The sequence below is a fragment of the Flavobacterium davisii genome, assembly GCF_019565505.1.
In the GTDB taxonomy this organism is placed as follows: Bacteria; Bacteroidota; Bacteroidia; order Flavobacteriales; family Flavobacteriaceae; genus Flavobacterium; species Flavobacterium davisii.
This window is the reverse complement of sequence record NZ_CP067378.1, coordinates 1,511,650-1,525,582: the sequence shown is the minus strand read 5'-3', so window position 1 is coordinate 1,525,582 and position 13,933 is coordinate 1,511,650. Positions and strand designations below refer to the sequence as shown.

Below are 13,933 nucleotides of genomic sequence, written 5' to 3'. Positions count from 1 at the left end.
CTAAAATTATTTATTTTTTATTCTTTCTTCATTTTGCTTTACAAATGCTTCCCAACCAGAATAACTTTTGCCCAATTCAATTTTTCCAGAGTTAAAAAAATGGCATACTGCGGCGGCTAAACCATCTGTAGAATCTAAATTTTTAGGAAGTTCTTTTAATTTTAAAAGCTGTTGAAGCATTTTAGCTACTTGTTCTTTACTGGCATTACCATTTCCTGTAATTGCCATTTTTATTTTTTTAGGTTCATATTCCGTTATAGGTATCTGGCGTGATAAGCCCGCTGCCATAGCGACTCCTTGTGCACGTCCTAATTTTAGCATTGATTGTACATTTTTGCCAAAAAAAGGGGCTTCAATGGCAATTTCATCAGGATGATACGTGTCTATTAATTCTATAGTCCGTTCAAAAATTTTTTGGAGTTTTAAATAATGATTATCATACTTGTTTAATAGTAATTCATTTAATTGAATAAATTCCATTTTTTTATTTACGACTTTAATTAATCCAAATCCCATAATAGTAGTTCCTCGGATCAATACCTAAAATTATTCTTTCGTTTGTCAAATTTTTTATTTCAAGTTTTAAGTTTCAAGTTCAAAGTTTTGTTACTTTGCTCCAATGCAAAAAATACCCAACAAATCTAAACAATTCTTGACACTTCTTCTTAAACTAATTGTTGTAGGAGGAGCTTTTTATTTTATATATGAAAAGTTGTCGACTCAATCCGCTGTAGATTTTAATCGTTTTAAAAATCAAATTTTATCAAAACAACCTTGGTATACGATTGTTTTTATCTTATTTTTATCTGTTTTAAACCGGTTTATCGAAATTTTAAAATGGCAAAATTTAGTTCAAGAGATAAAGACTATTTCATTAGTTGAATCTACAAAACAGGTTTTAGGGGCCTTAACTTTAGCTTTGTTTACACCTAACGGAATAGGAGAATATGCAGGTAAAGCTTTGTTTTTTCAGAAGAGTCAAACTTCCAAGGTTATTTTTTTAAATCTTATTTGTAATGGTGTTCAGTTAATCTTAACCGTATTTTTTGGCATACTGGGATTGTTGTATTTTAATGCGCATTTTGAAGTCATAAGTTCTAAAATGATTTTTGCTATTTTAGGTTTTTCTATCTTTTTAATACTAACAATTATATTCTTAAAAAAGATTAAAATAGGAAAATATTCTATAGAAGGACTGGTGTATAAAATCAATACAATTCCTAAAAAGATACATCAAAAAAATGTGTTTTTGGGTTTTTTGCGCTATTTAACATTTTCTCATCAATATTATTTTTTGTTTTTATTTTTTGGGGTTGATTTACCTTACTTACTTCTGATGAGTGTAATTACATCGGTATATTTTTTAGCATCATCATTGCCTTCCTTTCAATTTTTGGATTTTGCGATAAAGGGAAGTGTAGCTGTTTTTTTCTTTGGGTTATTAAAAGTGAATGAATGGATTGTTCTTTTTATTAGTAGTTTAATGTGGATTTTAAATACTGTTTTACCTGTAGTTATAGGAAGTTATTTTGTGCTAAATTTTAAATTGATAAAATCAAATAAACAAGAACAATAATGGATGTTTTTATATTGATAATTTATTTAATTTTAGTTGGCTATAGCATCAATATTTTTTGGTTATGCGTTGGTTTTACTAAGGTTAAAAAATTTTCATATAAGCAAGTCGATCCTAAAACTACATTTTCAATAATTGTTCCTTTTCGAAATGAGAATGAAAACTTACCCAATTTGCTAGCTTCCTTTAAAAAAATAAATTATCCGAGTTATTTATTTGAAGTTATTTTGGTAGACGATGATTCAGATGTTAAATTTGAGGTGTTAGATTATAATTATAAAATAGTTTTGATAGATACTATTCGAAAATCTGATGCTCCTAAAAAGACGCTATTAATACAGCTATTGCTATAGCTCAAAATGATTGGATTATCACCACGGATGCAGATTGTATAGTGAATAAGGAATGGTTAACTATTTATGATGCTTTTATTCAGGAAAATAAACCTAAAATGGTAGCATCAGGTGTCTTATTTAATCCTATTAAAAATTTTTTACAAAATTTTCAGTATCTAGATTTGTTAAGTTTACAAGGTACTACTATAGGTAGTTTTGGGAATAGTCAAGCTTTTATGTGTAATGGGGCTAATTTTTGTTATCTAAAATCTTTTTTTGAGGATTTAAAAGGTTTTGAAGGAAATGAAAAAATTGCTAGTGGCGACGATGTTTTTTTACTTCAGAAAGCAATAAAAAAGATTTAAAAAGAGTTTATTTTCTTAAAAATAAAAAAGCCACCGTTTATACAAAAACGGAACCTACCTTTAAAAGATTATTTTATCAACGGGTCAGATGGGCAAGTAAGACAGGAAATTATCAATCTATTTATAGTAAACAATTAGGACTTTCTGTTTTTTTGATGAATTTTGTTCTTATATTACTCGTTTGTAGTTCTCTTTTTTTTGGTTTTGGAGGTAAACTCTTAATTATGGTTTTAGCCATTAAGTCTTTAGTTGATTATGTTTTATTTAGAATATCTTCTCAATATTTTGAAAAACCATTAAGGTTTTTAATTCTTTCTATTTTTCTTTACGCTTTTTTTAGTTCATTCGTTGTAATTTATTCCTTATTTGGTCAATATAGTTGGAAAGGAAGAACCTTTATGAAGTAAAAAACTATTTTAATTTAATTGGGATGAAAAATTCTGATTTTACTTTCATTCCTCTTTTTATAGCAGGTTCAATTACAGGAAAATGAACCAATTTAGAGCGTAAAATACTATCTGTGTATTCAGGATCCACCGCACTAGATGGTAATATTGTCGAAAAATCTACTTTTGAATTAGGATAAATTACAACCCGTATTTTTAAAGAATCTAGTCTGGGTAATAATGTTTTAACAGTATCGGTTGTTATTTTTTCATAAATATTTTTGGTTAATGTTTGAAAAAAGCATTCTTTTCTTAATTCTTTATCTGCTATAGATTCACATTCCATTATAGAAGGATATTCATCTACTGTATACCAATTTATTTTACTCAATTCTTTTTTTAAAAGATCTTCTTTGTTTGGTTCTTTTTTTTCAAAATATTGACAGCTCACTACAGAAAATGAAGCGATCAATACTAATAAATTATTTTTTATAAGGTTCATTATGTCAAATTCTTTTTAGTTTTTACATTTATAGGACAAAAATAATAAAATATTTTATGGATTTAGCATTGGTAATTATTGGTTTTTTATGTGTTTTAATAGGGGTTATAGGAAGCGTTTTGCCTGCGTTACCCGGGCCAAGTTTGAGCTGGGTTGGATTGTTATTTTTGTATCTTACCAAAGCTATTCCTTTTAATTATTGGATTTTAGGAATAAGTCTGTTAGTCACTATAATTGTTATCATTTTTGATTATTTAATTCCAGCACAAGGAACAAAACGTTTTGGCGGATCTAAATATGGTGTTTTGGGAACAAATATTGGGCTAATCGTTGGTCTTTTTATTCCTCCTATTGGTTTTTTAGTAGGGCCTTTTGTAGGAGCTTACTTGGGTGAATTGTTTTTTGATTCTCAAAATCATAAAAGAGCATTTAAAGCTGCATTAGGTGCATTTATTGGTTTTGTTACTTCTACACTAATTAAACTATTTGTTTGTATTGCTTATTTAGGTTTATTTGTTTATATCTTTTGGGGTTATAAAGACCAATTAATATAGCAGAACGTAAAGGATGTTTAGATATAGAAATTATTTCACCTAGAGTATTTACCAAATATAGAATGGATCTGTGCTATGAATGTATATTACAACCGAGGATTTAACCTATTTTTCATGAACACTTGAACTTATTGGTATATTTTGTTTTATAACGAAGTCTATATGAAATCTGGGTTTGATGCTAAAGTTATAAGTGAAATATAATACTAATAATAAAAAAACCGCCTTTCTTATTTATTGTTCTCAATAATTAAGAAAGGCGGGGGCTTATTTTTATAAGATATATAGTGTATTAGAAGTTATAGGAAAACGTAAAGTTCCACGTTCTACCAAAACCAAAGAATACTTGATTGGCATTAGCTATTCCTTTGTACAAACGGTTTGAATTTGCATAAGTTGTACCAGCTGGAGCATTAGCTACTTGATCATCTGCAAAAATATTAGTTCTAGATTCAGAAATATAAACAGTATTTAAGACATTATTTATATTCACTCTAAAGTTAAAATAGTCGTTACTATCTTTTACTCTATATGTTTTAAACGAAAAACCAGCATCTAATAAACCATAACTAGGTAATTGTAATGCGCCTTTATTGTTAGCAGATGTGAAATTTTGAGTGTTTATAGCAGCATATAGTTTGTCTGTGTATAAATAGGTAGCATCAACTTTTAGTCCTTTTAGAATTTCATAAGTTGCACCTGCACTAGCTGTAGTTTGAGCTACATCACCTACTTTCAGGTTGTCTAAATACAACGTTTCTGGTTTTCCTCCTGTAATTTGATTATTGTTAGCATCAAAACGATCACTTGTAGCATTGTTTTTATATCTCCAATCACCGATAGAACCCATTAGGTTAATTGTTAAATTGTCAATCGGTTTTATGCTTGTCTCTAACTCAATACCTTTGTGTACTTGTTGAATACCGCTGAAGTTATAGTAGCCTCCTACATTTGCAACATCAAAATCTAATTGTCTTTGGAAGCGATCTTTCCAACTAGTATAGTATACATTTAAATTAGCATTAAAAATAGAAGATTTAAAACCATATCCACCTTCTAATCCTAGTATTTTTTCATTTGTAAGATTTCCTGCTACTATAGAAAGGTTGTTAGGGTAAACAGCGTTGTAAAAAGGTTGTTTTGAGTAATAACCTCCATTAACGAAAATATTCATTTTTTCGTTAATATTATAATTTAGTCCTCCTTTTATATTTCCGCCTATTATATTTTTGTAATCTGTTGAATATAAAGGATCTGATACTTTGTATGTAAATGTATCTACGCGTTTAAATCCTTGTTGTGATACTGCTCCTTGAAAAAAAGCTGTTAACTTATCTGTTGAATATTCTAATTGTGTAAATGCACCATACCATCTAACATGTCCATCATTATTATATTCAATTCTTTCTTGGTCTTTTACATTGCTCCAAGGGTTAAATGAAGGCTTTGCTGAGTATGTCTGATATAAAACTCTATTAGGATTGTTTATATCTCTATTATCTTTAAAACCATCTGCTCCTAATAAATCAACCAAATTTCTGAAATGGTAGCCTATATAAGTTCTTGCATCTATACCAAAATCTAAAGTTAATGTTTTACTTAACTTAGTATTTAAGTTTATAATAGCACCATACCAGTCGTGTGAATTTATATTAGCTCTTTTAGTAAAGCCTGTGGCTCTATCTGTTAGATATAAACCATTTGAATTGGGTGAAATTTGGGGTCCTGTTATTGGAGTTACAGATTCTCCTTTAGATGCTACATACTCTCCTCTATTGAAAGCTACGAAGTCATTAAACGGAACTAATCCACTAGCGGTCTTAAATGTTGTAGGTGTTTTGCCTGTAAAGCCTGAACCTGCCCCACGTCCCCAAGAACCGTAAAAAACAGAAGATAATTTTACTTTATCGCTAAATTTAATATCATAATTAAGGGAAGCTACAGGTTTGTGATAGTAGTTAGTAACCCAAGAATATTCTTGTCCATTCAAATAACCCCAATCTGAATTGTATTTTATATTAGGTTCTCCATTTGAACCATATTTAATATAATCAGCAATAGTATTTGCAAAACTTCTTTGGTTATGCCATTGTGGAGCACCTGTGAATGTAAATTGTAAATTGTGTTTTTCATTAATATCATATCCCAAACCAATGAAATAACTTTGCCCAAAATACTTAGTCCCATTAGCATATCCATTTCCTTGTGTACTACTTAATAAGAAAGAAGCAGATAGCCCGTTTTCGAGTTTACCTGTTGAATATGATGCCAATGTTTTTATATGGTCATTATTTGCAATGGTTGCTGATAAACTACCTCCTTTTTTAGCGTCTGCTGTTCGAGTAACAACATTAATTGTTCCTCCTACAGAAGATATTGCTAATTTTGAAGATCCTAATCCTCTTTGTACTTGCATAGCAGTTGTTACATCTGATAAACCAGCCCAGTTACTCCAGAAAACTAAACCATTCTCCATATCGTTTACTGGTACACCATTTATCATAACGGCAATATTTTTTTGATCAAAACCACGAATGTTAACACGCGAATCACCAAATCCCCCTCCCGACTTTGTTGCGTATACAGATGGAGTAGTTGCTAATATTTCAGGAAATTCCTTTGTTCCTAATTTTTCTCTGATTTCAGATGCTTTAATTGTTGAAACGGCTACAGGAGTTTTACGATCTTTTGCAATATCTACTACAGTAGATTTAATGACAACTTCTCCTAATACATTTCCTTTATCTTTTAATACTATAATGCCTAGATCTGCTTTTCCATTAGAAACGGTAAAAGCGACTCTTTTGGGTTCAAAACCTAAATAAGTAATTAATAAATTTCCTTTTGTGTTTTTAGTTTCTATTAAAAACCCACCATCAAAAGCTGATGATACATTTTGCCTCGTTCCTTCAAGAGCCACATTTGCACCGGGTAGTGCACCTGTTTCATCTTGGATCGTTCCCATGATCTTATTTTGTGCAAAAAAGGAAGCACAAGCTAACATCATAGTTGCCAAAAACCAATTTTTCATGTTCTTCATTTGTTGTGTTTTTAGATTTAAAAGTGATGGTACAAAATTCAAACATATTTAATGAGGCAATGTTAAGGCAATGTTAATTTTTAAAAAAACTTTAACACAACTATAGGTTGAATGTGATTTTTTTGTTTATAAAATCACATTCAACTCTGTTTTTTGTCTTTTTTTACAAAAACTTATTCCTTTATAAATTTATTTAACAGGAATAGGGTGGAAGAATCGTGTGATTCAAAATGGGGGTGTTAAATTCTTCTAAAATTTTATGGGCTAGTTCTTTACCTAATTCTACTCCCCATTGATCATAACTAAAAATGTTCCAGATGACTCCTTGTACATATATTTTGTGTTCATATAATGCAATTAAACTTCCTAATGTTTCGGGTGTAAGTTGGTTTATTAAAAGAGTATTAGTTGGTTTGTTTCCTTCAAATATTTTATATGGTAATAATTCTTGTTGTTTGACTTTATCTAGATTTCGTTTTTCAAGTTCACTTATTACTTGTTTTTCATTCTTTCCATTTAATAATGCTTCCGTTTGAGCAAAAAAATTAGCCATGAGTTTTTGATGATGCGCTACATTACCATGTAATGATTTTTTAAATCCTATAAAGTCGGTAGGGATTAATTTAGTGCCTTGGTGTATAAGTTGGAAGAAAGCGTGTTGAGAATTTGTTCTCGGTTCTCCCCAAATAATAGTACCTGTTTGATAATCTACAGGAACACCTAAACGACTTACTTTTTTTCCATTACTTTCCATAATACCTTGTTGAAGGTAAGGAGCAAATTTTTGTAAATATTGCGTATAGGGAATAATAGCTTCTGTTTCTGCATTAAAGAAATTGTTGTACCAAATACTTAAAAGTCCCATAATAACGGGAATGTTTTTATTTAATGGGGTATCTTTAAAATGCTGATCCATTTTGTAAGCTCCAGACAATAATTGTTCGTATTGTTCGTATCCTATAGATAAGGCAATAGAAAGACCGACAGCTCCCCATAATGAAAAACGACCTCCTACCCAATCCCAAATGGGAAAAATATTATTAGTATCTATTCCAAATTCTACTGTCTTTTTTATTTCCGTTGAAACTGCTACAAAATGATTCTTTATAAATTGTTCATCAGTATGTGCTAATAACCATTTTTTAGCAATAAAAGCATTGGCAAGAGTTTCTTGTGTTGTAAATGTCTTTGAAACAACGATAAATAAAGTGGTTTCAGGATTTAAGTTTTTTAAGATTTCAAAGGAATGGTCTCCATCAATATTAGAAATAAAATGAATTTTAAGATGATTTTGGTAATAGGATAGGGCTTCCGTTACCATAGCAGGTCCCAAATCAGAACCTCCAATGCCTATATTTACGATGTCTGTAAAAGGCTTACCGCTATATCCTTTTCTTTTTCCAAGAATAATTTCCTCAGAAAATTGTTTTATCTTTTCTTTTACCTCCCATATATCTTGAATGATATTTGTATTATCTAAATGTAGTTCGGCTGTTTTAGGTGCTCTTAGAGCAGTATGTAATACTGCTCGGTTTTCAGTTTTGTTTATTTTACTTCCAGAAAATTGTAAGGTTATCGCTTCTTTTAATAAGCATTCTTCTGCTAATTCTATTAATAATGATAATGTCGTTTCGTTAATTCTGTTTTTTGAATAATCTAAGAGAAAATGATTCCATTCAACATGGAATTTTTCTGCTCTTTTGTGTCATTTCTAAACATTTCTTGCATAGAAATGTCTTGTATTTCGGTAAAATGTTTTTTTAATTTATTCCAAGCAGTTGTTTTAGTAGGGTTTACGGAAGGGAAATTCATATTGAAGAGTTAAATTATATTCAGAGATTGTAAATATTGAGTTTAGTGTAGGTTTTTTGAACGTATTTACTATACGTGTTCTCCCCAGTTTTTTAGTTCTTCTTCAGACCATAATTCGGGGAAAAATATACGGCGTTGGTAGCGTGGGTGCATATATTTTTTCCAATCGCTTCCTCCTGTTGCTTCGCCATTGCCTTTGCCGTTATCTATGTATTTTTGAGCCGCACGATAATGCCCCATTACCCAAGTAATGTTTACGGTATAATCGTAATGGCGCATGGCTTGAATTAGTTTCGTGTTTTCTTGGTCTTCAGTGGGTAATTGTTTGAACTTACGCCATAAATTTATAGTGTTATATTCCTCCATGATTTGAAGGAATTCTTTTTTATATTTTTCTTCAAACTGTTCTAAGAAATAGGATTTTTTACCTGTTTCATAGTTTTTGCCAGCAGCTTGCCAATACAAATGTTCAAAAGCATGAGTATAAGAAGTATTTCTGTCAATAGTTGATCTATAGCGGTAATCAATGAGATTAATTAAATCAGTCGAGCAAAACTCAATCATACGATATTGAGCGCTTTGAAAACCGCTTGCAGGGGTAAGCGTATGGCGAAATTTCATGTATTGTTCTACCTCCATGCCTTCTCCCATTATAGTAAAAGAGGTAGTTAGCATGTCAAAATAACGACTAATACGCATAAGTCTATCTGTAAAAAAATGAGTTGTTAGTTTTTCTGCATACGAAACCTGTTTTATTTCCCATAAGATCATTTTAAACAAAAGTTCGTTTACTTGATGATACATGATAAATACATTTTCATCTGGAAATACAGTTCTCTGATTTTGAAGACTTAAAAGCGTGTCTGTTTGTATGTAATCCCAGTATGTAATGGGTTTAGACCAAAGAAGCCCTTCTAAATAGGCTTCTGTTTTTTGATCTAAAGATTGGTATTTTTGATCAATTTTATCTACTAAGTTAGAATAATCATTCATTTTATTAATTTTTTACAATTAAAAAAGGGTTTTTAAGTCCTTTAAAATTATCTAAATCTGCTTTTAAAGAGCCTACTGCTAAACTAGCTTTGATTCGTAGTGGTATTTTGTTTTCGTCATCGCTTACCCATACGGTTAGGCTTTCTTCTTCCTTGAAAACTCTACCGTGTTGAACAAGTGGTCTGAATATTAATGTTTTAACTTCTCCGAATTTTGTGCTAATAGTTTCTCGACCTAGAAAACGCATTTTAAATTTGTAAATTTCATCATCAAAAAACATATCAATAATGATTGATTCACCTACTGCTAGTCCACTCGCTTTAGGATGATTTCTTAAATAATAAAATGATGAAACGATATCTTGTACATTTTCTGTAACGGATAAACTTTTTTTCTGTTTTATTTTTATAATCTTTAACCAAAATCGAATTTTTAGCTTGATTAAAAAATCCCTCTTGATCTTTAGTGTATCCTCCTTCATCAATTTTTCGAAGATATTGATAAGGTTTGTTTGTTTCTTGGTCGAAAATGCTTTGATAATGGTCTTCAACTTTAAAAAGAAACGGGACATTCCTGTTGTATATCCATGTCCTACAGCGTAAAAGCATTTTCGATTATTTCTAATCGCATCTTTTAATTCTAACGTTGCGTAGCCCGCATTTACTATACCGTAGTGAATTCTGTATTTTAACCATTCACCTACTCCGAAAGCTTCATTTTTTTGTTCTGCAATCTGAAATGATGATAAACCTAAAACGGCTATGAATAGTAGAAGTTTTCTTTTCATTTTTATATATTGATAGTTTGGATATCAAACATTACAATTTTTATTCCAAAAGTAATAAAAAACAAAAAAACCCAATCAGAAAATGACTGAGTTTTTATGTTATTAACCAACCAAAAAACTATAAATCATGAAAATTTATAAAGTTCAGAGGGAACCACCCCTCAAAAGCATAGTACAAAGATAGGTTAATCATTTATAAAAAGTGCAACAGAAAATTGATTTTAACAAATTTTTATCAAAATTAAGACTTTTTTAAGGTTTGTTTTTAAATTTTATTCATCAAAAAAAGCTTTTGAGTAATAATTTTTTATAAATTATTCAAAACCTAGTTTTGTCCGAACTCTTTTTATGACGTTATTTGCTATTGCAGAAGCTTTTTCAGCACCAATTTGTAATACGCTATCTAACTCGGTTAAATTATTCATGTAATAATTATAACGTTCTCTTTCAAAGGCAAAACGCTCAATGATTAAATCATATAGTGCTTGTTTAGCATGTCCAAATCCAAAATTACCTGCTAAATATTTATCTCTTAGGAGAGTTGTTTGTTCTTCGGTTGCTAATAATTTATATAAGGCAAAAACATTACACGTTTCAGGATTCTTAGGGTCTTCAAGTGGTGTACTGTCTGTTTGAATTGCCTTAATTTGTTTTAATAAGGCTTTGTCGTCTAAAAAAATATTAATTGTATTATTTCGTGACTTGCTCATTTTTTTCACCATCCGTACCGGGGAATAAGCATTGTATCTTCTTCTGTTTTTGCTTGGGGTAAAACGAAAGTTTCTCCCATTTGATGATTAAAACGTGAGGCCACATCACGTGTAATTTCTACATGTTGTAATTGGTCTTTTCCTACGGGAACAATTTCTGCATCATAAGCCAAAATATCGGCAGCCATCAGCATCGGATAAGTAAATAGACCTGCGTTTACATCTTCTAGTCTATCTGCCTTGTCTTTAAATGAGTGTGCTAGAGTTAATCTTTGAAAAGGGAAAAAACAACTTAGGTACCAAGTTAGTTCTGTAACTTGCGGAACGTCACTTTGGCGATAAAAAGTTACTTTGTTAATATCTAACCCACAAGCTAACCAAGCGGCAGCTGTGCTATAAGTATTGTTTTTTAAAAGAGTTCCATCCTTTATTTGCGTTACAGAATGTAAATCTGCTATAAATAAAAAGATTCGTTTTCAGGCTGGTTAGCCATTTTTATGGCAGGTATAATTGCGCCTAAAAGGTTTCCTAAATGAGGAGTTCCTGTACTTTGTACTCCAGTTAATATTTTTGCCATTATAATTTTAAAAATGATATTTTCGCAAAGGTAATTTTTTTAACTCATATTTAAAGTAAATAATCATTGTTATGCAAATGTTAAAAATTCTTTTTTGGAGTATCTGGCGTTTATGGTTTTATGTATTAGTTTTAATACCCATCCTTATTATGTCTCCTTTTTTAACTCTATCTCTTTCTAGAGACTCGTGGTATCCTTATTTTTTTAAGATGGCACGTTTGTGGGCTAAAACGGTTCTTTATGGTATGGGTTTTTATTATAAAATAAAAGAAGATGAAGAAGTTTTATCAGGACATAGTTATATGTTTATAGCAAATCATACTTCAATGACAGATATTATGTTGATGTTGGCTGTTGTGAAAAATCCTTTTGTTTTTGTGGGAAAAAAAGAATTAGTTAAAATACCTATATTTGGTTTTTTTTACAAGAGAGCTGCTATTATGGTAGATCGAGAAAGTATGAGAAGTCGATCAGAAGTATATGAAAGAGCGAAAGCACGAATAGAACAAGGATTGAGTATTTGTATATTTCCTGAAGGTAAGGTGCCTGATGATGAAAGTGTTGTTTTAGATGAGTTTAAAAGCGGAGCCTTTAATATTGCAATAGATCACCAATTAACCATTGTACCTATGGTTTTTTATGATAATAAAAATCTCTTTTCTTATACTTTTTTAGTGGTAAACCGGGTTGTTTGAGAGTTAAGTTTTTATCTTTTGTGAGAACAAAAGGAATGGGGCACGATGATAAAAAAACAATTAAAGAGAAAGCAAGAGGACTTATTATGAAAGAATTAATGAGTGATTCTATTTATATGAAATGCTCTAATTAAATATCTTGAATATAAATATTCATCAATAAGTTTGCTTTATATGAATATTGAAGAATCCATCCTGTTTTTGAGAAAAAAATCTTAAAAACGGGATTTTTATTTTAACCTACATTACGCATAGACTTTGTTGAAATTAGAGGTATTTGGCGAGGCGTTTGTCACTTCGATCCAAGGGAGAAGTTCTATTGCCAATAGTATGTCATTTTTCCTGTTGTATAAATGACAAAATTATCAATTTTTAGGATAGATTAATTATCCTAAAAAAAGAAGTGTTTTTTAGATTTAAAATCTTTTTTATTAGCACAATAACAATGCCTCTGTTTGCATATCCTTTTAACCCAGATTTCAAGAAAGTATTGTTCTTTGACAAATGAGAGCTAACTTGTACTTACGAGCGAAGCTTATGTATAAAATGGTGAATTTATCCCCTCCCAGATTTTGGCTGAAATGTAAAAAGGCTTCCATTTGGAAGCCCTTTGAGACAATCAATGATGAAACACCATGTTATCTCGTATAGAATAATTTAAGCAAAGATATTACATTTCCTCGCATTTTAATAAAAAAATATTTTATGAAAAGTTTCGAAAAAATGCAAATTGTAAATCCCAATGCTGCAGGAATTGATGTTGGGTCACGTTCTCATTTTGTAGCCATAGGACAAGATAAAATCAAATTAGAGATTTTAATTTTTATCAATTACTTAAAATAAGTTAGATAGAATTACGCATTAGACCCGAGCGTAGCGAATAGACGAAGTAAATCTATTCCACTTTATTTTTCTTCCAATTCAAGCACGTACTCAAATTTTAATCATCAAAATAGTTCACTATTTCTTCTTCTAAAATTTTCCGTGAGCACTTGAATTTATTGAAAAATTTTGTTTCGCAACGAAGTCTAATGCGTAATCTGGGTTTAATAAGTTGAAAAATCTTACATTGTAATTTGGTGTTTTTATTAAAAATGTGTTTTTTTATAGTATTATGTATTTTTTAAATCAAATAATTATATATTTGGCAAGTATTAACCCAAAAAACAACTAAATATGAAAAAAAGAATACTGCCCAGTTTCTTTCTTTTGTTTGGAGTGGCTCTAGGCTATTCTCAACATCTTGGAGATGTAAGTATATCAAAAGAAAAACAACCTGATAAAAAGCTTTCTAAAAAAGAAGCTAAAATCCTCAGAAAAAAGCATGAGCAATTTTTAGCCCATAACAAAATTAATAGAGCCTTTTATCTATCGAAACAACAAAGAAAAGAAGAAGGTATTCCGCCTAATAAATATAATGAACAAGAATGGCTACTGACTATGAATCCTAGTTTAGGTAGACCGACTAATGAAAATATTGAAGTAATTCGAAAAGATTTAGAAAAAGCACGTCAACAAGCTTTAGCTCAACGTATACCGGAGATGCTACAACAAATAATTGGATAGAACGTGGACCAAACAATGTGGGAGGACGTACAAGA

At 30.3% G+C, this 13,933-nt stretch carries 10 protein-coding genes and 4 pseudogenes; 7 read left to right on the top strand and 7 right to left on the bottom strand.

What is annotated here, in order from left to right; all coding sequences use genetic code 11:
* Nucleotides 1–6 precede the first annotated feature (6 nt).
* Nucleotides 7–565 (bottom strand): annotated as a pseudogene (ruvC, locus tag JJC05_RS07410) (crossover junction endodeoxyribonuclease RuvC).
* 54 nt (nucleotides 566–619) lie between these two features.
* Here ruvC and JJC05_RS07405 point away from each other — a divergent pair.
* Genes JJC05_RS07405 through JJC05_RS16995 form a run of 3 tightly spaced genes read left to right on the top strand, consistent with a single transcriptional unit; the run spans nucleotide 620 to nucleotide 2,276 of the window.
* Entirely contained in the window at nucleotides 620–1,576 is a 957-nt protein-coding gene (locus JJC05_RS07405) for a lysylphosphatidylglycerol synthase transmembrane domain-containing protein (RefSeq protein WP_105195985.1), read from the top strand.
* Entirely contained in the window at nucleotides 1,576–1,929 is a 354-nt protein-coding gene (locus tag JJC05_RS17000; protein ID WP_258929617.1) for a glycosyltransferase, read from the top strand. The genes JJC05_RS07405 and JJC05_RS17000 overlap by 1 nt, the downstream gene beginning before the upstream one ends.
* A complete protein-coding gene (locus JJC05_RS16995; RefSeq protein WP_309597468.1) occupies nucleotides 1,908–2,276 on the top strand; it encodes a glycosyltransferase in 369 nt (122 codons plus the stop codon). Before JJC05_RS17000 ends, JJC05_RS16995 begins: the two co-directional genes overlap by 22 nt.
* Nucleotides 2,277–2,687: 411 nt before the next feature.
* Here the strand turns inward: JJC05_RS16995 and JJC05_RS07395 are convergent, their stop codons facing one another.
* Nucleotides 2,688–3,164, bottom strand: coding sequence for a hypothetical protein (locus tag JJC05_RS07395; RefSeq protein ID WP_088390698.1), 477 nt, complete (start codon nucleotides 3,162–3,164; stop codon nucleotides 2,688–2,690).
* 56 nt (nucleotides 3,165–3,220) lie between these two features.
* On the opposite strand from JJC05_RS07395, the gene JJC05_RS07390 reads away from it, so the two are divergent.
* Nucleotides 3,221–3,718: a DUF456 domain-containing protein gene (locus tag JJC05_RS07390; RefSeq protein ID WP_105195986.1), complete on the top strand. Its 498-nt coding sequence runs from the start codon at nucleotides 3,221–3,223 to the stop codon at nucleotides 3,716–3,718.
* Between the two features lie 292 nt (nucleotides 3,719–4,010).
* On the opposite strand, the gene JJC05_RS07385 is transcribed toward JJC05_RS07390, so the two are convergent.
* From JJC05_RS07385 to trpS, 5 genes and pseudogenes are all read right to left on the bottom strand, one after another.
* On the bottom strand, nucleotides 4,011–6,758 hold the full coding sequence (locus JJC05_RS07385; protein WP_105195987.1) for a TonB-dependent receptor: 2,748 nt from the start codon (nucleotides 6,756–6,758) through the stop codon (nucleotides 4,011–4,013).
* A 173-nt stretch (nucleotides 6,759–6,931) separates the two neighbouring features.
* A pseudogene (gene pgi, locus JJC05_RS07380) lies at nucleotides 6,932–8,570 on the bottom strand (glucose-6-phosphate isomerase).
* A 69-nt stretch (nucleotides 8,571–8,639) separates the two neighbouring features.
* Nucleotides 8,640–9,563 (bottom strand): tryptophan 2,3-dioxygenase family protein, encoded by a 924-nt coding sequence (locus tag JJC05_RS07375; RefSeq protein ID WP_088390690.1) that lies wholly within the window; start codon nucleotides 9,561–9,563, stop codon nucleotides 8,640–8,642.
* Nucleotides 9,564–9,567: 4 nt separating this feature from the next.
* A complete protein-coding gene (locus JJC05_RS07370) occupies nucleotides 9,568–10,350 on the bottom strand; it encodes a DUF3108 domain-containing protein (protein WP_445297835.1) in 783 nt (260 codons plus the stop codon).
* A 314-nt stretch (nucleotides 10,351–10,664) separates the two neighbouring features.
* Nucleotides 10,665–11,637, bottom strand: a pseudogene (gene trpS, locus JJC05_RS07365) (tryptophan--tRNA ligase).
* Between the two features lie 71 nt (nucleotides 11,638–11,708).
* Between trpS and JJC05_RS07360 the strand changes: the two are divergent.
* The 3 genes and pseudogenes from JJC05_RS07360 to JJC05_RS07350 all read left to right on the top strand — a co-directional run bounded on the left by JJC05_RS07360 (nucleotide 11,709) and on the right by JJC05_RS07350 (nucleotide 13,898).
* Nucleotides 11,709–12,466: pseudogene (locus tag JJC05_RS07360) on the top strand (lysophospholipid acyltransferase family protein).
* A 571-nt stretch (nucleotides 12,467–13,037) separates the two neighbouring features.
* Nucleotides 13,038–13,175 carry a hypothetical protein gene (locus JJC05_RS07355; protein ID WP_181142858.1) on the top strand — a complete coding sequence of 46 codons (138 nt, stop codon included), beginning with the start codon at nucleotides 13,038–13,040 and terminating at the stop codon, nucleotides 13,173–13,175.
* 333 nt (nucleotides 13,176–13,508) lie between these two features.
* Entirely contained in the window at nucleotides 13,509–13,898 is a 390-nt protein-coding gene (locus JJC05_RS07350) for a hypothetical protein (protein ID WP_235878688.1), read from the top strand.
* Nucleotides 13,899–13,933 lie beyond the last annotated feature (35 nt).

Excerpts from the sequence above, each read along its gene's own strand:
- JJC05_RS07405 (WP_105195985.1), top strand. The coding sequence starts at position 620 with ATGCAAAAAATACCCAACAAATCTAAACAATTCTTGACACTTCTTCTT.
- JJC05_RS17000 (WP_258929617.1), top strand. The coding sequence starts at position 1,576 with ATGGATGTTTTTATATTGATAATTTATTTAATTTTAGTTGGCTATAGC.
- JJC05_RS07395 (WP_088390698.1), bottom strand. The coding sequence starts at position 3,164 with ATGAACCTTATAAAAAATAATTTATTAGTATTGATCGCTTCATTTTCT.
- JJC05_RS07390 (WP_105195986.1), top strand. The coding sequence starts at position 3,221 with ATGGATTTAGCATTGGTAATTATTGGTTTTTTATGTGTTTTAATAGGG.
- JJC05_RS07385 (WP_105195987.1), bottom strand. The coding sequence starts at position 6,758 with ATGAAGAACATGAAAAATTGGTTTTTGGCAACTATGATGTTAGCTTGT.
- JJC05_RS07375 (WP_088390690.1), bottom strand. The coding sequence starts at position 9,563 with ATGAATGATTATTCTAACTTAGTAGATAAAATTGATCAAAAATACCAA.
- JJC05_RS07370 (WP_445297835.1), bottom strand. The coding sequence starts at position 10,350 with ATGAAAAGAAAACTTCTACTATTCATAGCCGTTTTAGGTTTATCATCA.
- JJC05_RS07355 (WP_181142858.1), top strand. The coding sequence starts at position 13,038 with ATGAAAAGTTTCGAAAAAATGCAAATTGTAAATCCCAATGCTGCAGGA.
- JJC05_RS07350 (WP_235878688.1), top strand. The coding sequence starts at position 13,509 with ATGAAAAAAAGAATACTGCCCAGTTTCTTTCTTTTGTTTGGAGTGGCT.